19 protein-coding genes and 2 pseudogenes are annotated in these 18,334 nt (G+C 34.9%); 11 read left to right on the forward strand and 10 right to left on the reverse strand.

Annotated elements, in window-relative coordinates; translation table 11 throughout:
- Positions 1–83: 83 nt before the first annotated feature.
- The 3 genes from hppD to ACEWFJ_RS00305 all read right to left on the reverse strand — a co-directional run bounded on the left by hppD (position 84) and on the right by ACEWFJ_RS00305 (position 1,828).
- Positions 84–1,202 carry a 4-hydroxyphenylpyruvate dioxygenase gene (hppD, locus tag ACEWFJ_RS00295; RefSeq protein WP_253628393.1) on the reverse strand — a complete coding sequence of 373 codons (1,119 nt, stop codon included), beginning with the start codon at positions 1,200–1,202 and terminating at the stop codon, positions 84–86.
- A gap of 315 nt (positions 1,203–1,517) precedes the next feature.
- Complete coding sequence (locus ACEWFJ_RS00300) at positions 1,518–1,628, reverse strand: DUF3948 family protein (RefSeq protein ID WP_141525038.1); 111 nt, start codon at positions 1,626–1,628, stop codon at positions 1,518–1,520.
- Between the two features lie 89 nt (positions 1,629–1,717).
- Positions 1,718–1,828, reverse strand: coding sequence for a DUF3948 family protein (locus ACEWFJ_RS00305; RefSeq protein ID WP_154709425.1), 111 nt, complete (start codon positions 1,826–1,828; stop codon positions 1,718–1,720).
- Between the two features lie 326 nt (positions 1,829–2,154).
- Here ACEWFJ_RS00305 and ACEWFJ_RS00310 point away from each other — a divergent pair, with 326 nt between their 5' ends.
- The gene (locus tag ACEWFJ_RS00310; protein WP_473690034.1) at positions 2,155–3,024 is read left to right on the forward strand and encodes a Cof-type HAD-IIB family hydrolase; all 870 of its coding nucleotides are present in this window, start codon (positions 2,155–2,157) and stop codon (positions 3,022–3,024) included.
- Positions 3,025–3,172: 148 nt separating this feature from the next.
- A complete protein-coding gene (locus ACEWFJ_RS00315; RefSeq protein ID WP_473690035.1) occupies positions 3,173–3,373 on the forward strand; it encodes a hypothetical protein in 201 nt (66 codons plus the stop codon).
- A gap of 105 nt (positions 3,374–3,478) precedes the next feature.
- Here the strand turns inward: ACEWFJ_RS00315 and abc-f are convergent, their stop codons facing one another.
- From abc-f to ACEWFJ_RS00330, 3 genes are all read right to left on the reverse strand, one after another.
- Positions 3,479–5,362, reverse strand: coding sequence for a ribosomal protection-like ABC-F family protein (gene abc-f, locus ACEWFJ_RS00320; protein ID WP_473690036.1), 1,884 nt, complete (start codon positions 5,360–5,362; stop codon positions 3,479–3,481).
- A 132-nt stretch (positions 5,363–5,494) separates the two neighbouring features.
- Positions 5,495–5,629: an RAxF-45 family protein gene (locus ACEWFJ_RS00325; RefSeq protein WP_098309333.1), complete on the reverse strand. Its 135-nt coding sequence runs from the start codon at positions 5,627–5,629 to the stop codon at positions 5,495–5,497.
- Positions 5,630–5,943: 314 nt separating this feature from the next.
- Positions 5,944–6,084: a hypothetical protein gene (locus ACEWFJ_RS00330; protein WP_473690037.1), complete on the reverse strand. Its 141-nt coding sequence runs from the start codon at positions 6,082–6,084 to the stop codon at positions 5,944–5,946.
- A 205-nt stretch (positions 6,085–6,289) separates the two neighbouring features.
- Between ACEWFJ_RS00330 and ACEWFJ_RS00335 the strand changes: the two genes are divergently transcribed.
- The gene (locus tag ACEWFJ_RS00335; protein WP_473692297.1) at positions 6,290–6,529 is read left to right on the forward strand and encodes a YciI family protein; all 240 of its coding nucleotides are present in this window, start codon (positions 6,290–6,292) and stop codon (positions 6,527–6,529) included.
- A gap of 34 nt (positions 6,530–6,563) precedes the next feature.
- Positions 6,564–7,331 carry a DUF4931 domain-containing protein gene (locus tag ACEWFJ_RS00340; RefSeq protein WP_473690038.1) on the forward strand — a complete coding sequence of 256 codons (768 nt, stop codon included), beginning with the start codon at positions 6,564–6,566 and terminating at the stop codon, positions 7,329–7,331.
- An 18-nt stretch (positions 7,332–7,349) separates the two neighbouring features.
- Here the strand turns inward: ACEWFJ_RS00340 and ACEWFJ_RS00345 are convergent, their stop codons facing one another.
- The 4 genes and pseudogenes from ACEWFJ_RS00345 to ACEWFJ_RS00360 all read right to left on the reverse strand — a co-directional run bounded on the left by ACEWFJ_RS00345 (position 7,350) and on the right by ACEWFJ_RS00360 (position 11,853).
- Entirely contained in the window at positions 7,350–7,883 is a 534-nt protein-coding gene (locus ACEWFJ_RS00345; protein ID WP_473690039.1) for a transglycosylase SLT domain-containing protein, read from the reverse strand.
- A gap of 473 nt (positions 7,884–8,356) precedes the next feature.
- Entirely contained in the window at positions 8,357–9,115 is a 759-nt protein-coding gene (locus ACEWFJ_RS00350; protein ID WP_440604646.1) for a TatD family hydrolase, read from the reverse strand.
- Positions 9,116–9,838: 723 nt separating this feature from the next.
- Positions 9,839–10,447 carry a lysophospholipid acyltransferase family protein gene (locus tag ACEWFJ_RS00355; protein ID WP_429709613.1) on the reverse strand — a complete coding sequence of 203 codons (609 nt, stop codon included), beginning with the start codon at positions 10,445–10,447 and terminating at the stop codon, positions 9,839–9,841.
- 448 nt (positions 10,448–10,895) lie between these two features.
- Positions 10,896–11,853 (reverse strand): annotated as a pseudogene (locus ACEWFJ_RS00360) (substrate-binding domain-containing protein).
- Between the two features lie 136 nt (positions 11,854–11,989).
- Between ACEWFJ_RS00360 and modA the strand changes: the two are divergent.
- The 7 genes and pseudogenes from modA (at position 11,990) to ACEWFJ_RS00395 (ending at position 18,170) form a co-directional block, all read left to right on the forward strand.
- The gene (gene modA / locus ACEWFJ_RS00365) at positions 11,990–12,793 is read left to right on the forward strand and encodes a molybdate ABC transporter substrate-binding protein (RefSeq protein ID WP_473690040.1); all 804 of its coding nucleotides are present in this window, start codon (positions 11,990–11,992) and stop codon (positions 12,791–12,793) included.
- Between the two features lie 5 nt (positions 12,794–12,798).
- A pseudogene (gene modB / locus ACEWFJ_RS00370) lies at positions 12,799–13,466 on the forward strand (molybdate ABC transporter permease subunit).
- A gap of 259 nt (positions 13,467–13,725) precedes the next feature.
- Positions 13,726–14,214 carry an NUDIX hydrolase gene (locus ACEWFJ_RS00375; protein WP_473690041.1) on the forward strand — a complete coding sequence of 163 codons (489 nt, stop codon included), beginning with the start codon at positions 13,726–13,728 and terminating at the stop codon, positions 14,212–14,214.
- A gap of 441 nt (positions 14,215–14,655) precedes the next feature.
- Positions 14,656–15,507: a GRP family sugar transporter gene (locus ACEWFJ_RS00380; protein WP_098309303.1), complete on the forward strand. Its 852-nt coding sequence runs from the start codon at positions 14,656–14,658 to the stop codon at positions 15,505–15,507.
- 176 nt (positions 15,508–15,683) lie between these two features.
- Complete coding sequence (proC, locus tag ACEWFJ_RS00385) at positions 15,684–16,445, forward strand: pyrroline-5-carboxylate reductase (protein WP_473692299.1); 762 nt, start codon at positions 15,684–15,686, stop codon at positions 16,443–16,445.
- Position 16,446: 1 nt separating this feature from the next.
- Positions 16,447–17,280: an aldo/keto reductase gene (locus ACEWFJ_RS00390; protein WP_473690042.1), complete on the forward strand. Its 834-nt coding sequence runs from the start codon at positions 16,447–16,449 to the stop codon at positions 17,278–17,280.
- A gap of 431 nt (positions 17,281–17,711) precedes the next feature.
- Positions 17,712–18,170 (forward strand): YusW family protein, encoded by a 459-nt coding sequence (locus ACEWFJ_RS00395; RefSeq protein ID WP_253628385.1) that lies wholly within the window; start codon positions 17,712–17,714, stop codon positions 18,168–18,170.
- Positions 18,171–18,334: the final 164 nt, after the last annotated feature.

Below are 18,334 nucleotides of genomic sequence, written 5' to 3' on the forward strand. Positions count from 1 at the left end.
TACTGAGAAATCAAAGAAGATAACTATCAATACGAGTCCGATTGATTCAACTAACTATCAATTTGGAACTGCTAAGTTTCACTTTATAGATTTCCTCTGCGTGCCTGCTCTCTTTCAATCGATTCAAATAATGCTTTAAAGTTTCCTTCACCAAATCCCCTTGAGCCTTTACGTTGAATAATCTCAATAAATAAAGTTGGACGATCCACAATTGGCTTTGTGAAAATTTGTAATAAGTAGCCTTCCTCATCACGATCCACAAGGATTTTCAGCTCTTTTAATTTTTCAATTTCCTCATCAATTTGACCAACACGTGCTGTTAATTCTTCATAATACGTATCTGGCGTATCTAAAAATTCCACGCCGTTTGCACGAAGCGCAGAAACAGTTTTTACAATATCATTTGTTAATAACGCAAGATGTTGTACGCCTGCTCCGTTATAGAACTCTAAATACTCTTGGATTTGTGATTTTCTTTTTCCTTCTGCTGGTTCATTGATTGGAAACTTAATACGACTTCCGTTTGTCATTACTTTCGACATTAAAGCAGAATATTCCGTACTAATATCATCATCGTCAAAATGAATCATTTGTTTAAAGCCCATTACATTTTCATAATAACTTACCCATTCTTCCATTTTTTCAACATTACCAACAACATGATCAACAGCAATTAGTCCTGTTTCTTCAAAAGGAGTAGTAGATTCTAGTGGTTCATATCCTGGCATAAACGCACCTTTATAATTTTTACGCTCTACAAGCGTGTGAATTGTATCACCATATGTGCCAATAACTGCCTTTTTAATTGTTCCATGTTCATCAGATAGCACTTCTGGCGGAGCAATTGCAACTGCACCGCGTTTTACAGCTTCTGCATATGCTTTCTCTACATCTTCTACAAGAAGTGCCACATCTTTTACACCATCGCCGTGCTGTTTCACAAACTCAGCAATGCGGCTATTCGTGTTTAAAGCACCTGACACAACAAAACGCATATTTTTTTGCACAAGTACGTAAGATACTTTATCACGGTTTCCTGTTTCTAAACCGGAATATGCAGCTATACGGAAACCAAATGCTCTCGCAAGGTAATAGCTCGTTTGTTTTGCATTACCAACATAAAATTCTAAATGATCAACATCACGTACTGGAAAAAAATCCTCCATTTGTGCTGCTAAAGTGTCCATAGACTTTTGTTCCATATTTTCCTCATCTCCCTGTAATATAATTTTCCAACTATTTCTCCTAAAAGAACGCAAGCGCTTCCAAATATCAGTAAAAAATAAATTGCACCGCAATTATTTTTTGTCAATTTTAATTTTTCTATTTTTTCTGTCAAATACCTCCCTTTTTCTTGCATAGAAAATTCGACTTTTTTCTGTTTCTCTCCTTATATTATATAAAGTGAAACTTCCATCAGTTCCTCTTTACTGATAACTCAACGAAAACACAAAGAGGGACTCCGTTTTTTCGAAGTCCCTCTTTTCATTCACGTTCAAATTTACACAGAATTTAAATTATACTAAAGCACTTGAAAGAAACATGATAAGTGCTGTTAATGCTGTTGCCACTCCTGCTGATCCTAGTAAATCCATTTTTGTTAATTGTAATACTTCTTTAGTTTCCATTATTCTCATGCTCCCTTTAATAGATTTCTGTATGTAACTTTCATTTTGTAATAGTTTTCCGCCCTACTATGTACAAAAATTACTATGAATTATGCTAAAACGCTTGAAAGAAATACGATAAGCGCTGTTAATGCTGTTGCTACTCCTGCTGATCCTAGTAAATCCATTTTTGTTAATTGTAATACTTCTTTAGTTTCCATTACTCTCATTCTCCTTTTTATAAATCTTTATATTAAATTCCCAAGAAATAATTTATTTATAGTTTTTAACTTAATGTCATATTGGATTATATAATGTAACGTTTGTAACATTAATGTAACATAACTTTTTTACTTAAGCAATAGTTCGTATAAAATTATTATGTTTTTTTAACAAATATAAAGCGTAGGGAGAAGATACCTCTCACATTTTTACCTTCTCAAGCATATTAAGTAGTTAAAATAAGCGAGTATATCTGTGTAACATTAATGTAACAGTTTCGATATAACATTTAATTTAGTATGATTGAAACAAAGAGGTGATCAGCTTGAAATTAATCGCACTTGATATGGATGGTACGCTCTTATCATCTAATCTAGAAATCTCCAAGGAAAATTTAGAGGCAATACGCAACGCTGAAGAAGCAGGACATATCGTTATGATTTGTTCTGGTAGAGCAAAAGAAGATATTTTAAAACTGCTTGAGCAATACCGCTTGTCTCTTCCACTAGGAGCTAGTAATGGAGCAGTAGTATACGCTGATGGAAAAGTAATTCATTCGCGCACTTTGCAAAAAGAAAAAGTATATGAAGTTGCAAAACAGCTCGAAGCTGGGGGATTTCCGTATAAGCTCTATACAAATAAGGGTGTATATGCACCGTATAATTGGAAAGAACAAGTAACAAAATCTTTTCAACTAAACAAAGATTCCCTTGATGTTACAATTGAAGAAATTGAGCGAATTAGCGAGAAGCAACTAAAAGCTAATTTAATTACAACTTTTCAAAGTATTGAAGATGTAGTATCCGACTCAACCATTGAAATTTCAAAGTTTTTTATCCTTACATTCAACAAAGGGGAACGTATACAATTGCTACAATCTTTAGAGAAAGATACGGCAATTATGGTGACAGCTTCCGCTCCAACAAACTTAGAGATTATGGACAAACATGGTCATAAAGGCAATGGATTACAAGAAATGGCAAAACATTTTCATATTCCTTTACAAGATACTGTTGCCATTGGAGATAACTTTAATGATGTCCCAATGTTAGAGGTGGCAGGTTTATCAATAGCAATGGGAAATGCAGAACACGATGTCAAACAACTATGTGACATTGTAACAGCGACAAACGATGAAAATGGCGTAGCTTATGCAATCGAGCAATACATTTTACAAAAAACGCAACAAAGATAATAGAAAAGGAGAAACCATTAAATTGGTTTCTCCTTTTCTCGTAATATATGGTTTTGACCAACATACAAGAATCCTACTTAAAAAATCATTCTATTATCGATAGATCCAGCATACGATAATAACAGTTTCTTAATAAAGGAGAGAAAACATGGACAAGTTATTCCTAGATGTTTTGAACTATATTTGTTTAATGCTCATTATATTAGGAGCATTACTCTTATTTCCTTTCTTCCCGACACTCGTCCTCTTTTTAGTGTTTCTCTTCATGTTCGGGATTGCTATTATCATTTCACTTGGGCCATCAGAAGAAAAACAAAAAGAAAGCAGAATTCAGCGCGCAAGGCTGTAAATTCTGCTTTCTTTTTGTTCAATCATAACGTATTCTTGTTAAACCGACGACAAAGAAGATACCAGCAAACAGAAGTAACACGCCAATATATCCTACACCAGCTTTTTAATTCTTCATATCCATACTATTCTCTAAATCCTCATATAATTTTGTTCTTAATAATTCTTTTTGCTCTTTTTCTTTATATAGTTTCTCCAATTCTAAAACATTTCTAGTTTCAGCCATTTTGCATTCTAACTCGTATATACTTTGCTCCACATTCATAAGCTGTTCTTCCAAATTTATAATGTCTTTATCTATAGGTATTTGTTTTGACACAGCTACTATTTTTTCCTTTTGTACAACAGTTTGTTGTTCTTTTTCTCTGCTCTCTTGCCACTTTTCACGTGCCCAAGCATAATTCCCAGCAAACCCATACACTGTTTGCTTATCAATCCAATACGTTTTCGCAAATAATTTATTTAAGAAATAACGGTCATGGGATACAGCCAGGATGGTTCCATTATACTGTTCAAGCGCTTCTTCTAATACTTCTCTCGATTCAATATCAAGATGGTTTGTCGGTTCATCGAGTACAAGAAAATTAATATCTTGATGCATGAGCTGTGCCAATCGTAAACGCATTCGCTCGCCCCCGCTTAATTGATTCACCTTTTTAAATACAGCTGGTCCGTAGAATAGAAAGCGAGCAAGTATATGACGGGCTTCTCCCTCTGTTACTGCTACCTGTTCTCTGAACATTTCTAATACCGTTTGTTTGCTGTTAACAATCATATGTTGAGACAAATAGCCGAGCTTTACTCCACTCCCAATACGAATTTCACCTACATCTGGATTCATTTCTTGTAGTAATAAATTCAATAATGTTGTCTTTCCTGTACCATTACGCCCAACAATCGCAACGCGCTCTTGAAAGCGAACATGTAATTCTACATTTTGAAATAAGATGCGTTCACCAAAATTCTTTCCGACTTCTTTCATGATAACAACATCTTTCCCGCTGCGTTCTTGTCCTTCAAACTGAAGCCCCATTTGTTTATGCTCTAAGACAGGCTTCTTCAATTTTTCCATACGCTCTAAAGCACGTTCCATATTGCGGGCGCGTTTATGCAGCCCCTCATTAGGAGGATTCGCTTGGTTAGCCCACTCCCTAAGTCTTTTAATTGCCTCTTTCATTTTCTTTATTTTCTTTTGCTGCTCTTGATACGCTTGGAACTCTTGCAGTAATCTTTCTTCTTTCTCCTTTACAAACTGTGAATAGTTCGTATGATATACATGCAATTCCCCATCTTCTAAATCAAAAATCTTCGTTACGATCTCATCCAAGAAATACCGATCATGTGAAATCACAACGACTGTCCCATTGTATTCCTTTAAAAATTGCTCAAGCCATTCCACCGCGAATAAATCTAAATGATTTGTCGGTTCATCGAGAAATAGTAAGTCTGGCTTCTTAAGGAGCATATAAGCTAAGCTCACTTTCGTCTGTTCACCACCGCTTAGCTCTATAAAACTTCGCGGAAATAATTCTGTTATTTGCAGTCCATTAGCGACTTTCATGATATTCGCTTCGATTTCATAACCACCTAAAAAGGAAAACTGCTCCTGTATTTCTCCGTACTCTGTCATCATTTTTTCCGTAACACTCGCCTCATGTTCTTCTGCCATTTTCTGCTCAAGCTCCCGCATTCTCCTTTCTAATACTTGCTCTTTCTCAAATGCAGAACTTAATACATCATATACAGTCATTCCTTCAGTAAACTTCGGAATTTGAGCAACATGACCAATACGCGTACCTTTCTTCATATGGATCGCACCGCCATCCACATGTTCAATTCCCGTTAACAGTTGAAAAATTGTTGTTTTACCACTGCCGTTACGACCAACTAAACCAATGCGGTCGCCTTCCTTTATCTCAAACGATATATTTTCAAATATGATATTTCCACCAAATGTCTTCGCTATATTGTTTACACTACAAATCATCATCTTTTCCGTACTCCTTTCAACGTAAAAAAGCCATGAGTAAAGAACCTTACCCACGGCTTTTATTTCAAAATAGAAAAGGGAACCACCATAGTTCCCTTTTCACACGTTTCTATAAAATGGGTGAAGAGACCTCTATCGTTCAATAGTTGTTATGAAATTGCTAAAAAAGGGCATACGTATCCCGTTAGCAACTACACGATGAAAAATTGCACGACAAATGTAGATAAAATCTAAAAATTGCGTGCGTACAACTATAGAACGATTCATCTCTTTCACCTCTTTCGTACGGAATTTTATACTTACCATTTTATTATACTCTCCTAAAATACGTTTGGATAGTCATTTTTCTGAAAATAATGTAAATAGACACATTCATACATAAAAGACAGCTGTGGTTCAAAAATAAAAGGAGGCATAGCATATGATAGATATTGTAAAAACTGTTATTCAAATTTTAGTTGATGCAAAACCAATTGTTGATGAAATTAACAATTCATGAAAAGACGACGAAAAAGTAAAGACGAGATATCCTAAATTAGGCAGGGTATCTCGTCTTTGTTTTGCTCTACCGCAAATTGCTGTTATACAATTTTTTTATAATATGCGTGCTTCTCCATCAGTTCCTCATGCGTAACTTCACCTGTAATATGCCCATCCTCTACTACAAGAATTTGATCTGCTTGTAGTATTGTCGATAAGCTATATGCGATGACAAACATCATTTTATTGGAAACGATACATTTCTTTCTTCTTTCATATGATAACTCTATTTTCTAATTTTTCCCTAATCCCACTATAAAGGATTTAAAATGACTTTTCACGAATATGTACTAGTTGGAATATGGCAAATAGGGGAGAAATATGTTTTTAACAATGGAAAATTATATCCAACCACTTGAGGTTGTAGAACATTATCTGTAGGAGCATATTCAATTTTTAGATAAATACTACGACCTAAACAAGTTTATATTTTCAGGGCGCCGTAACCCTCGCGTTGGCGGAATTATTTTAATGAATGCTGTATCTGAAGAAGAGGTAGAAGCAATTATTACAGAAGATCCTTTTTATATTCATAACATTGCTCGTTATGAAATTATTGAATTTACACCAACAAAATACGCAGACCCTTTTCAAATATTCATTAACGATACGCCAAATATAGGATAATTTTTCATATACATACGGTTACAGGGGGAGAAAAATGGAGACTCAACAACAGCTATTCTTTTTAAATCAGATTGGACAACAAAAGCCAAACAGCATGCAAAATAAAGAAACATCCTGCCCATTTTGCGATCAAACACAACTAAGCAATATTTTAGAAACGGATGAAACAATTATTTGGCTAAAAAATAAATATCCGACATTACAAAATACATTACAAACAGTCATTATCGAAACTGATAATTGTAATGATCATATTGCAACCTATACACAAAAACATATGCGAAAGCTTATCCGATTTTCAGTTAAGCACTGGTTATCGTTAGAAGAAAGCGAAAAATTCCAATCTGTCATTTTATATAAAAACCATGGACCGCTATCAGGGGGAACAATCCACCATGCACATATGCAAATTATCGGTATGGAACATGTCGACTATCGACAAAATGTAAGAACCGAACATTTCAAAGGAATCATTGTAAACAAAGAACACGGAATCGAGTTGAATATTTCTACTCATCCAATTATCGGTTTTACAGAGTTTAACATTATAATAGAAAATACGAATCTAATTGATATGATGGCAGATTATATTCAAAAAACGGTACGCTACGTATTACACGATTTTCATAAATGGTGTAATAGTTATAACATGTTCTTTTATAGCTTAGATGGAAAAATTATATGTAAAATTGTTCCCCGATTTGTCGTTTCACCACTATACGTTGGATATAACATCCCTCAAGTTTCTACACAATTACAAGGAGTAAAAGAACAGTTAAGGACATATTTCATAGAAAAATAGAGTAGGTCATCATACAACCTACTCTTTCATAACACCTTTATTTTTATAATACGCATTCTCTAACCCGATATTGTAATTCATATTTTTATCCGTCCACTCCGTTCCAAGATTACCAGGCCAGCCGGATGTGTTTGCTATATATTTTAGTAACTCAAATTCTGTTAAACCTTTCTCTACACCTCTTTTATATCCTTTTGCCAAATGAGGCATAGCAATTTGAGCATTTGTTCGCGGATCTTTTAATTGCTCATCTGTTACATTCTCAGGAGCAATTCCACCACCGCGATGCAATTGAAATAGCCCAAATGATGTTCCATGATCTCCAACGGCTCTTGGATTTAGACGACTCTCATGCTCGGCAATTGTAAGAGGTATCCATTCTGGAAGATTATATTTCTCAGCCTCTTCGCTAATAATTTGTTTCATCTGTTTTGCTTCTTCTGAATCAACATAACTTGTTGAATTTATAACTCTGTCCATTCCTTCTGATTCGCCCCGAAAAAACGTATATATTCCCACTACAATTAAGAACCCTACAAAGAACTTCTTCACGTATCTTACCTCTTCTTTCGCTGAAATTTGTCGCCTTTCAGCCTTACACATATACAATTGCTTCATTTCTATCATACCAAGAATATTCTACACCACCATCCTTCTTAAGTCTGATTTTGTGATGCAAAAGATATTAAACATACATGAAAATGTAACATTTCTCTATCAATCATTGAAACTAACTTAAATCACATACCATTTATAGAATTACATTCACTATTTTTCTATAAATTACAATTTCACTCAATATAAGGTGAAACTTCCATCAGTGGGAGCTTACTGCCCGTTAATGCGGAACCAACATGGCCTTCATGTGAATAAGCCATTTACTGGAGATAATTCTGTAGATTTATTGAAAAAATACGGATTTTTTATCATTATCGGATGTATAGCTCTTATCTTCTGGTTATTAATCAGGCGTGACAAAAGATTTAAGTAATAGAAAAGATTCAGGAAACCCTGAATCTTTTCTATTATATTTTATAAAACTGAACTGTGTTTTTATAAATAGTTTCCGCTGTATCTTCAAGGGATAGTCCTTTTATTTCACTCATACTCTTTAACACTTGTAAAATCATATATGGATGTGTCATTTCATCATTAAATTTCCACGGTCCATCCGTTTCTACCATAAGATGCGATAACGGATAAAAAGCAGCAATATCCTTGATTTTTTCTTTATATACAATGTCAGGTGTAATAGAAATGTAATACCCATTCCCTATCATTCTCTCCATCGTTTGTTGACTTCCCTTAAACCAATGAAAGTGAGCTCGGCATATTTGATAAGATTCAAGTAAATCACAAACAACTTCTGCGTCATCATATACAGCGTGCAGTACAATTGGCAAATCATGTTTTTGGGCCAAGTATACGAATCTTTCTAGTATTTCAATATATGGTTTCAACCACAACTTGGGATTCTCTTGCCGTAAATAATAAGGCAAACCAACTTCTCCGATCGCAACAATGTGATGTGCTTCTTTTTCAATCAGTTGATAAATTTTTTCGCATTGTTCAAAATCAATGTCTTGCTCGGGATGAAATCCAAGTGCTGGATATATAGACGGATAATTCTTCGCTAGCTCCAACGTCCGTTGACAAGAATGATAATTCATCGACACAGCAATCATTCCTGCTATTTCCTTCACCTTTTGTATATCTTCAATTAACTGTAATTGCTCTTCTTTTTTATATTGATCCAAATGTATATGACTATCAATCCATCTCACTTCTATCACCTCTTTCTTTCATTGTAATATGACTTTCTAAAATGTATATAAAATAAAAAAACAAGAAGGCTTTCCTTCTTGTTCGTCTATTTATTAAACAATTAAATTTGTAATCACGTCAAAAATTCCAATACATACAATCGCAACACCAAAGTAGCTAAAACATTCTACAAATGGAAATTTAGCCATTTCTTCTTTTTGCATCCCACTTGTCTCCCTTCTATAATCTCCCTAACTTCTATGTCTATTTGTATTATGAGTGAAATATGACAAAAGTGCCATCGAATTTGCTTACTTTAATCTTACATTTTTGTAAGGTTTAAAAAAATAGCCACATCTCTTTTAAGATGTGGCTTACAGTTAGTTGGTCGTTAATCCTTTTCATCACATTATTACTTTAGACAGAAAGATATATTTCGTTCTTTCTACCTTTATTGTAATTGATACTACTCATTACAACTATCGAGTTACATTACATGTACCTTACAAAAATGTAATCATGCTGTAAGCTAATTCGATAGTTATAACTCCTCGTATTTCGTACAATGTAACCAGAAACAAGGCAGCACCCAATCACGATGAAGCGAAAACTGTTTCTACTACATTGGACCAGTAATGATACTGCCGCAATGAGCCTTGTATAAATTTGTGTCCCCCTTTCCCCTTATATAGATAAAATTGAAAAGACGACCTTCTATGCCAGGTCGTCTTTTCCTATTTCCATTATGCTTTTTTATCTTCTTGCAATCTTTCTTTTAACTGTGCAAACGTCTCATTTAATTTTTCTGTCATTAGTTGCATCACTTCTTTACGATCCATCTGCGATGATTGCTCCACTTGAATCGGATCACCAAAAATTAACTGCGCTCTTTTTCCGCGAAACAATTCTTTTAAATTTTTAGGTCCAACATATGCCGCTGGAACTAACGGAGCATTAGAACGAAATGCAATTGTAACAGCGCCAGCTTTTAATGAGACAGCTTCTGCTGTTCTCGTTCCGCTCGGAAAAATCCCAACAACTTTTCCTTCTTTTAATAATCTAGATGGAATTTTCAGTGTACTTGGTCCTGGATTTTCACGATCAACCGGGAAGGCATTTACATTCTTAAAAAACCAATTCCCAAATTTACTTTGAAACAATTCCTTTTTCGCCATGTAATGAATTTTCGTTGGTAACATTCCCGTTGCTAACATTACAACATCCATCCAGCTTGTATGCGTACAAGCTACAACATACGCTCCGTCTTGCGGTAATTTTTCTTTTCCATATACTTCTACTTTTCCGAAAGTTTTAAATATATATTTCAACGACCTTGTAATGAATGTATACATTCGATCTGTTCCCTTCTACAATTCAATTTTTATAACTGTATTTACTTTTAATTATAACACTAAGTATTAATAGTTGGTAATAAAAATAAGTGACAAATTTTAAAATATTATTCTTACAAAAGCTATAGTCCTACCATAAGCTAATTCGTCAGTAACTTCTCCTCATATTACGTTGGACTTATAAGCGGTGCAGCTCTTCTTTCAACAATTGTGTGTACTTGTACATGTTCTATAGGTTCCCCGTTCCCCTTTATATAAAGTGAAGCTTCCATCAGTGGGGATTTTTTCATTCCCCACTGATGGCTAGTTGAACCAATCGGACTTTTACGGGCAGTTAGCTCCCACTTATCTTCCTCGCTTCTCTCTCAATCTTGAGGTGGGGGTCTTACTGCCCGCAAATAGCGGGATAAATGAAAAGGGCTGCTTGTCATCATACAAGCAGCTCTTTTTAATTTGTTTCATACATAATTTTACCTGTTTTACTTATATCATAACCACCGATAGCACGCAGTTCATTTTGAAATTCAGGAGACTGTAATACTTCTTTTACCGTTTCAATCAGCGCAGTATTTTCTTCTGTTTTTAAAATCACTAAATCATAGCGCTCTTGTATAAATGGCACAAAATCTATATTTACAATTTGTGCTACCTTTTCTGTTCCTATCCCTACATCAGCTTTTCCATTCGCTACTTGAGAAGCAACACCAATATGGTTTGACTCTTCCCAGTCATACCCAACAATACTCTTTTTGGATACTCCATTTATACGTAATTGTTCATCAACAAGAACACGAATACCAGATCCTCGTTCCCTATTTACAAATTGAACGGATGCATCACATAAATCATGCAATGTCTTTATACGTTTCGGATTTCCTTTTTGCACATAAAAACCAGATGTTCTTGATAATAAATTAATAACAATACAAGGTTGTCCAACTAAAATTCGTTTCACATACGGAATGTTGTATTCTCCTGTATCCCCATCGAACAAATGGAGACTCACAATATCTCCTTTTCCTTGATACATTTGAATTAAACTTGTTAAGCTCCCTTGATATGCCCTTAGTATATTAGGAGCTTTCAAATGATTTTCTAGATGTTTGGTTAACATATCTAGAGACAAATCTTGTCCACTAATAATACAAGAATCGGATTTGTTTGTTTGATTTATTACCTGTATAGATGATGAATCAGCTTGTATCTTCCCTGTTTTCATCTCTGTAATATATCTCTCTAAATCACTTGCATCAATACGCATTTGCCGACCAACTCGATAAGAGGGCAAATTACCTTTTTTTATCAAATCATACACTGTTAATTTTGATACTTTTAATCGTTTCGCTACTTCTTCTGTTGTGTAGGAATGATGATCCATAAGCCGATTCCTCGCTTTCTGCCTTCATTGTAACAAAAATAACAGTTTTTCTTCTATTTATTTTTACTATTGTGAGAAAAATCACAACATATCTAATTATAACTATTTATAATTAGATATAATTAGTTATAATTGGAATGGGATGAAAGAAAGGAGAAATAAAGATGAACAAACACATATTTCGTTTTATTTGCAGTATTTTATTTGCACTACTTCTCGTAATAAGTACCGGATGTACAAACACAAGTAAACAAGAAAAAACAACTGCTAAAGAAGAAAACGTTGAACTTACTATTTCTGCTGCAGCTAGTTTACAAGACGCACTAAAAGACATTCAAACACAATATGAAAAGAAAGAACCAAATATAAAACTGTCATTTAACTTTGGAAGTTCTGGCGCTCTTCAGCAACAAATTGAACAAGGAGCTCCTGCCGATCTATTTTTCTCGGCCGCAGAAGACAAATTCGAAACGCTTGTAAGCAAAGGAATCATTGATCAAAAAGAAGGAAAAAATCTGCTTGGCAATGATTTAGTATTAGTTGTTCCAAAAGGTAGTAACATAAAAGATTTTCAATCATTAAAAGAAGATCAAGTGACGAAAATTGCATTAGGCACACCTGAATCTGTTCCAGCAGGTAAATACGCAAAAGAGGCTCTTACTCATTTAAACCTTTGGAACGACCTCCAAAATAAAATAGTATACACAAAAGACGTACGCCAAGTATTAACATACGTAGAAACAGGAAGCGTTAATGCAGGGATTGTTTATAAAACAGATGCACTTATTTCTAAGAAGGTAAACATTGCTAACACAGCACCAACAAATTCACACGAACCGATCCACTATCCACTAGGCATTATAAAAGCAACAAAACATAAAAAGGAAGCAACTGCTTTTTATGAATATTTACAGTCTAAAGACGCTATAGCGATCTTTAAAAAATATGGTTTTACAGTGCTGCAGTAGTCATTATGGTATTTGATGCATTTTGGTCACCTATCATTCTTTCACTAAAAGTTGCTGCGCTTGCTACTATAATCGTGATGGTGTTCGGAACGATAATTGGACGTGTTTTAGCTCGTTCGTCAAAACGCTATAAAATTTTTTAGAAACATTTTTCTTATTGCCAATGGTATTGCCGCCTACTGTAATTGGTTTTTTTCTTATTATCATCTTTGGAAAACACAGTCCGATTGGTCAATGGATAGAAGCTTTGTTTCAGCAATCTATTATGTTCACATCTTGGGCTGCTGTTATCGCTTCAACCGTAGTTGCATTTCCACTTATGTACCAATCAGCAAAAACAGGGTTTATCATTGCTAATGAACAAATTGAAGATGGAGCTAGAGACCTCGGAGCAAATGAAATACAAGTGTTCTTACATGTAACATTACCACTTGCGTTCCCTTCTCTACTTAGCGGAATGATTTTAAGTTTCGTACGTGCTCTAGGAGAATTTGGTGCAACACTTATGTTTGCCGGAAACATTCCCGGTAAAACACAAACGATTCCAACGGCTATTTATATGGCAATTGACGGAAGCAATATGTCACTTGCATGGGCACTTGTTCTCACAACTGTCGGTATGTCGTTTATCTTTTTGTTGCTCATTCAACTTATAAACAAAAGAATAAAGTGAAACTTCCATCAGTGGGGGATTTTCTTCATCCCCCACTGATGGTTAGTTGAACCAATCGGGCTTTTACGGGCAGTTATCCCCCCACCTATTTTCTTCTCTTTTCTCTGAATCTTGAGATGGGGGCTTACTGCCCGTTAATGCGGGATAACATCTTCCTAACAGCAGCTTTCGACAAAGCTGCTCTTTTTTGATTATTTCCCACGAAATGAGATGAAAATACGATTTCCTTGTAGAATTATAGAAGAAAAGGAGAGATTTCATGTTTAATCAAACACTTTGTTTTATAAGAAAAGATGATGAAATATTAATGCTCAATCGACAGAAAGCACCGCTACAAGGCCTTTGGAATGGCGTTGGCGGTAAGATGACAAAAACTGAAACACCAACCGCATGTATTCTACGCGAGATTGAGGAAGAAACAGGCCTATCCTTAACAGAGCAAGAAGTTACATATAAAGGAACGTTATCCTGGAAAATTGACAATACACACTTCAGGGGATTATACCTTTTTACCGCAGACCTCCCAGCTCATATTCTTTACCATACTCCAAAAAAAGTAGCTGAAGGTATTTTAGACTGGAAACATATGTCTTGGATTTTATCTGAACAAAATCAAGGAGTAAATTCTTTAACGAAGAAATTTTTACCCACGGTTTTACAAGAAGATGGCGTATATGACCATACTTCCGTTTTTCAAAATGATCAGCTCACACAATACGAAAAACAAGCATGTGCACATATAAAATAGCCTCTGATAAAGTAAAACTTCCATCAGTGGGGGATTTTCTTCATCCCCCACTGATGGTTAGTTGAACCAATCGGGCGCATGCCAGCAGTTATCCCCTACCTATTTTCCTCACTCCTCTCTGAGTCTCTCTACCTTTTTATACCTTTATAAAATATTAAAACTTTTCACATTCATATAAATATACATTCTATTTGAATTTACTTTCTAAATGAGATACTTTCCTGTTATTATATGAAGGTGCGAAAAAAGGAATAAACGAAAACGCATAAATTATATTGAAAACGCATTTATATAATAATAGTGCTCTTCTTATTCACAGCGCTACTTCATAGATGTGGAGTCGTGTTTTAACAATCGGTAATCCTCTACTTCTTAAGTAGGAAATTACCGATTGTTAGAACGGAATACATTTTATTGATATAACAAGAAGGGAGTCTTGTAATGGACATTTTATTAGCACTTCTTCCTGCATTAGCATGGGGAAATATTTTAATAGTAAGTGTAAAAATGGGCGGCGGTGCATATAGCCAAACAGTTGGTATGACTATTGGCGCTCTATTCTTCGCTACAATCATATATGCATTTACAACACCTGCATTATCTTTAACTATATTAATTGTTGGCTTTGTTTCAGGGTTATTCTGGGCTTTAGGACAAGTTAATCAATTAAAAACAGTAGAAAAAATGGGTGTTTCAACAACTGTTACAATTTCAACAGGTATGCAGCTTGTAGCTACTACTATCTTTGGGGTTATCGCATTTCATGAATGGACAACTACTACTACAATCATTCTGGGAACGATTGCAATCCTTTTAATTGTGATTGGTGTTGTTTTTACTTCTTTAGATGATAAAGAAAATGCACAGCCACCTGGACAACTAAAAAAAGGAATCGTTACTCTAATTACTTCTACTTTTGGTTACCTTGTATATGTAGTCATTATTCGTTGGTACAACGTTGATGGTTGGTCTGCTATTTTACCTCAAGCAGTTGGTATGTTTGTTGGAGCTGTTATACTAACAGCTAAACATAAACCTTTCAATAAATATGCAATTCGTAATATCTTATCTGGTTTATTATGGGGTACAGGTAACTTATTCTTATTCCTTTCTCAACCAAAAGTTGGTGTTGCAACAAGTTTCTCGTTATCCCAAACTGGAATTATTATCTCAACATTTGGTGCAATTATCTTCTTAGGTGAAAAGAAAACAAAACGCCAAATGGTATTTATCGCACTTGGTAGTGCATTAATTATTGGCGGTGCAGTTCTTCTTGGTATGACAAAATCTTAATTATATATCCTAGTTTCGGAAAGGATACTTTCTGAGACTAGGATTTTTTTATGTGCAAGTCTTTTCTTTTTACAATTATCTTTCATCAATGTTATCGTTTTGTTACTACATTTCCTACAGGAAGGATTAAAGGATATGCAAAAAAACAACGAATTTTATTTATTGGTGCAGGCCGTATGGCTGAAGCAATATTTACTGGTCTACTTAAAACGAGTAAAGAATACATCGAAGAAATTATTGTATCTAATCGAAGCGATACAGAAAAACTCAAGCAATTAGAGCAACGATATGGCGTATCGACCACAAATGATTGGAAACAGTACATCAAAGCTGTGGATACCATCGTTTTAGCAATGCCGCCAGCTGCACATGAACAGTTATTAGCGGAATTATCTCCTCTTCTAACTCATCAGTTTGTAGTGACCGTTGCTGCTGGAATTGGTCCATCTTACTTAGAAGAAAAACTTCCTCAAGGTACACCAGTTGCCTGGATTATGCCAAATACAGCTGCGACAATCGGACAGTCTATCTCCTTATATACAATGGGACATTCCGTAAATGAAGAACAGCAAGAAACGTTACAACTTCTTTTAAAAGGCATTGGTACATCACAACTCTGCACAGAAGAAGAAATTCATCAACTAACTGCTGTTACTGGCAGTGCACCAGCCTTTCTTTACCACTTTGCTGAAGGTCTAATTGAAGCAACAAAAAGTTATGGGATTAATGAAGCAACAGCAAAACATCTTGTCATTCAAATGATTGCTGGTTCTGCTGCTATGCTCGAACAAGAACAAGATCCAGCTATGCTGCGTGAACAAGTGACAACGCCAGGTGGTTCAACTGCAGAAGGTTTAAAAGTTTTATATGAGTATAATTTCTCAAAGATCATTCACCAAGCAATTGAAGCAACAAATAAAAAAGCTAGGGGGAATTAACATGAAATTAACGAGCTTACAAGATTGCACAACTTTACATAACGGTGTGAAAATGCCATGGTTTGGTTTAGGTGTCTTTAAAGTAGAAGACGGCTCAGAGGTTATTGATTCTGTAAAAGTAGCTATCAAAAACGGATACCGTAGCATTGATACAGCGGCTATATATAAAAATGAAGAAGGTGTTGGACAAGCAATTCAAGAATCCGGTATTCCACGCGAAGAACTATTCATTACATCAAAAGTATGGAATAGCGACCAAGGCTATGAATCTACACTACAAGCGTTCGAAACAAGTCTACAAAAGCTTGGCTTAGAGTACTTAGATTTATACTTAGTACATTGGCCTGTAAAAGGTAAATATAAAGAGACGTGGAAAGCATTAGAAAAGCTTTATAAAGATGGTCGTGTTCGTGCTATTGGTGTTAGTAACTTCCAAGTCCACCATTTACAAGACGTACTAGAAGATGCGGAAATTAAACCAATGATTAACCAAGTAGAATATCACCCACGCTTAACTCAAGAAGAACTGCATACTTTTTGTAAAGAGCATGGCATTCAATTAGAAGCATGGTCACCATTAATGCAAGGTCAGCTTCTTGATCATCCAACTTTACAAGAAATTGCAGCAAAGTATAATAAATCTACTGCCCAAGTAATCCTGCGTTGGGATTTGCAAAATGAGGTTGTTACGATTCCAAAATCCGTAAAAGAGCATCGTATTATTGAAAATGCAGATATCTTTGACTTTGAATTAACTGCTGAAGATATGAAAACAATTCAATCTCTGAATGAGAATCACCGTGTTGGTCCTGATCCAGATAACTTTAATTTTTAATGTATAAGGTCATCAAGCACATGTTTGATCCTTTTCGCTTTGATAAAGTGAAACTTCCATCAGTGGGGGGCTTTTCATCCCCCACTGATGGTTAGTTGAACCAATTGGGCTTTTACGGGCAGTTTATCCCCCACCTATCTTCTTAGCTCTCTCTGCATCTTGAGGTGGGGGTCTTACTGCCCGTTAATGCGGAATAAAACTATCAATAAAAAAGGTATCCCCTCACAGGATACCTTTTTCTTTATGCTTCATTTCCTCTTATTACAGTTTGATTTTTCTTCAATGATATAGATATCTTATATCCGACCACAACAATTATCCTTTGTCTTTTTAATTTACTTTCAATATTGTAAAAAATCATTACTTTTTCTTACATAAAAATATAAAAAATGGAAAAACTTTTATTGAAAAATAATAAGGAGGCATACAACATGAGAATCTTATTTTCAATCCTTTTAGCATTCATGCTAGTACCTGCAATGACAGGATGTACAACAACAAAACAGGATACAACTACTAATAAGAAAACGACAGAAGGAACAAAAGATGCAGTAAATCAAGATTTAAAATTAAGTTTTAATGAATTCAATTTAAAGGCAACTTATCAAGATACAAAGAAAGACTACGAAGCAGAATACAAACAGAAAAAAGCAACTGACAAACCCGAAGCAAAAGTAGACGATAGTAAAACAAATGAAAGGTTGGCTGGAGATGAAGCAATGAATAAATTGGCTCCACTCTTACAACAGCTTAAATTTGATAAGGACACAAAAGACCAAGATGTCGTTGATCAAGTAGTAGATGTATTCCAACTCGATAAAGATTATCAAAAATTCGACTTAAAAGTTGTCTTTACAGATGGAACGAAAAAAGAATATAAAATGCCATAATAAAGTGAAACTTCCTTCTGGGAACGGTTTTTTCCCAGAAGGTTAGTTGAACCAATCGGGCTTTTACGGGCGGTTACTCCTATATACTCTTCATTTCCCTTAAATCTTAATCTGAGGACTTACTGCACGTTAATAAGATAAACAAAAACAAAGCAGCTCTTTTA

This window comes from Bacillus sp. EA-CB0995 (genome assembly GCF_055814245.1).